The organism is Neolewinella persica DSM 23188, assembly GCF_000373105.1.
In the GTDB taxonomy this organism is placed as follows: Bacteria; Bacteroidota; Bacteroidia; order Chitinophagales; family Saprospiraceae; genus Neolewinella; species Neolewinella persica.
The window spans coordinates 1-3,041 of the sequence record NZ_KB890482.1 but is presented as its reverse complement, the minus strand read 5'-3'; the positions used below and the strand labels follow the sequence as shown (position 1 = coordinate 3,041).

Here is a 3,041-nt window from a genome sequence, read left to right as displayed (position 1 = left end):
AATACCCATAGGCTCCGTGGGTGGCGGGTTAGTCCAACAAAAGCGCAACGTCAGGCCCGACTACGTCAGGGCTGCCTTTGAGCTTTAAGTGTTAGGCGTATTTTTTGCGTTAGAAACATCTATCTTATAGCAATACTAACTAGTTCAAATTTTATATTTTAAAGTTAGAAAGTGCCTCTAATTCCAGCGCATGGATATCAAAATCAAGATACTATATATTTTTTAAGCTAGCTTTTTTATAATTATTACTCATTTGTAATTTGGGGAGAACTGTTATCAGTGCTAATTATTAAAAATATATAAATAGATACTGATAATTTCATCTTCTCAACGGAACTACCTGAAGTTAAATATGTGTTGGAGATAGTTTAACATCATTAATTTAACTTACTAAGTTGAAAATTAAATGATTAAGTTGATATGTTCTTTATTATTTCGTAATGCTATGGACATTATACCGAAAAAGTCAGTAAAACTATGGAATACCTATCCATCCTGTATTATCTGAAAATCTGAATGAAGTTATACCTTCATTCCTACTATATGAGATAATACCATTACTCTGTGGAAAACCATAGATGGAACTATCAGATCGAACATCTGTAAGATCTCTATTGAAAAAGGATAAGTACGGCCAATCAACTGGAAGCTCATCTTCAAAATTATTCCAGTACGCAATATACGTCTGTCCCATTTTTTGATCGATCCTATTCAAGTAAATCTCTAAATCAAGATAAACAGGAAACCTCTTAAAACTTTCATCTTCTGGATTAAATGGATCAAATAAATTGAAATTGATAAGTTTGAGACCAACCTGGATACTATCACCTGCTTCTGTTACAAATAAATTTTCCAGTTGCTCCAGTTCGCTACTTAATAATACCATATGATTTTCATCATCTTCACAACTTACAGACCTATAGTTCTTTCGAATTTCCATGAATTTTCTTTCAGGCCTTACTCTATGAAACTCTAGAACTTCGCCTGCAGAGTTTCTAAATTTCAATAAGTCATTTTCGGAGTGTACGTTAAAATGACTTATTGTTGATTGAATGAATCCTGGTCCGATTAATCCGGTGTCTGGACAACTACTACAACCTGAAATAAGCAGAACGACTAAAAGTAGACACGATTTAAGTATTTTAAATTTCATAATTAATTTATTTCCACTTGCAATTATAGCGATTTTATCTAGTACTAAACGATTTTTTCTTTTGTTACGCCTAACGCTCGGTATACCTGTCGTTGGCCCGTTTAGGGACAATGAGCAGGTATACTTTGTTGTAGGTAGTTATTATTCGATTTTATTAAATTGAAATCTATTATTCCATAATATTCCTACTTTATCTTCTTCAAGTTGGAATACTACTTCATCACCATTTTCCAAATCAATAAACTTCAATTCCTCTATGGCACTTAAAATATTAGAATCCCCGTTGTTAGGATCAGATACAAAAATCTTATCATTTTTTATTTCTATATCAATAATATAATCACCTATATCTGGTACTTGAAAGTCGAGCAAATATTTTCCGACAAGATTGTTGAGTTTTTCTTCTTCAACTTCAATTACATCCACAACTTTTGGATTATTTATTCCCCAGTTATAGTAGTTTGAAACTGCTCTTAATATTTCTCCAATTAATTTCCCTCCATTATCCGCATTGGTCATTACAATAACAGCATTTCCACGATTTGCAAATGAGATTAAATTGTTTGTAAAACCAGCATTTTTACCTCCATGCCTGAATATCAATGAATCTTGTTCCCATTGAATTGAAGGACCAAGACCCCAATCATTTTTGTGTTTGGTTAGCATTTTTGCAATTGTTTCTTTCGAAAGCACACCATTTTTCTTTCCTGCTACAATTTGTTGGATTTCAATACAGTATTTTGCCAAGTCTGTAGGGGTTGTCCATAACCCAGCCGCTGCCTGTTCGGGATAATTATGCCATAAACCTTCGATTATCTTCCCATCTGAGTCATATGCTGCACTTGCATTTGAATGATATTTAGAACTTAGGGGTTGTTCGTAAGTACTATTTTTCATGCCAATTGCTTCTAAAATATTTTTTGACATATACTCATCTAATGGTAGTCCGCTAACGTCTTCAACCATTTTTTCCATAACTGTATATCCTCCACCAGAATACCTCCAAATACTACCTGGGATAGTGTCTACAAATATTTTGGGTGTGTTTCCATTACCATTTAAAACATCATTTATCGATGGAAATGTGTCAGTTTGTTGATAACCCGGAAAACCATGAACAGTCATTCCTGCCGTATGTGTCAATAGTCTTTTAAGAGTTACTTTTTCCTCTTGTGTGAAATCATTCTCAGGAATATTCCATTCCTTTAAATAGATATTTACATCTTCATCGATATCCACACTACCGCTTTCAACCAATTTTAAAGCAGCTAATGCAGCTACAGGTTTACTTATAGATCCAGCTTGAAAAAGTGTATTTGCATTAACTTCACTACTATCTTTAGTGTTTGCTATTCCATATCCTCTAGCCCATTTTATTTTCCCGTTTTCAACAATTGCAATACTAATACCAGGAACATTATAGAGCTCCATTCTCTCCATTAAATTGAAACTTTTTGCGGAGTCACCTTTTACCAAAACTGGTGGTAATAGGCCATTTTCTATTTCAATTATATCAGGTATAGTATTATTAGTTATTTCATTTTTACATGAGGTAGCTATTAGAATTAGAATGACAAGAATTAAATTAAATGATTTCATATTATTCGTTTTTAATTACCTACAACAACCTTGACACCGCACCCTCAATATCCCGCAGTGCGCATACAAGCAAAGTCTACCCCTCCAAACATACGCTTTTCCCCCAAATATCAACCAAACACCGCATGTTTTCCGTGAAAAGGAAACATGCGTAAACACCCAATAAACCGCTAAATCCGGTCCAAAGGGCTTATTGTACGCTTCCCATTAGACGCCACCACGATTTAGTAGAAAGATAACCTTATCTTACTCACCCTCTAAATCGCGCCAACATGCGGAAAAGTAAATT

General features: G+C 34.0%; 2 protein-coding genes. Both read right to left on the bottom strand.

The genetic code is table 11. The annotated features are described in order from the left end of the window. Positions 1–475: 475 nt before the first annotated feature. A complete protein-coding gene (locus B036_RS0125630; RefSeq protein ID WP_157472453.1) occupies positions 476–1,153 on the bottom strand; it encodes a hypothetical protein in 678 nt (225 codons plus the stop codon). Positions 1,154–1,294: 141 nt separating this feature from the next. After that, complete coding sequence (locus B036_RS0125625) at positions 1,295–2,752, bottom strand: serine hydrolase domain-containing protein (protein WP_020571594.1); 1,458 nt, start codon at positions 2,750–2,752, stop codon at positions 1,295–1,297. Between the last annotated feature and the right edge of the window lie 289 nt (positions 2,753–3,041).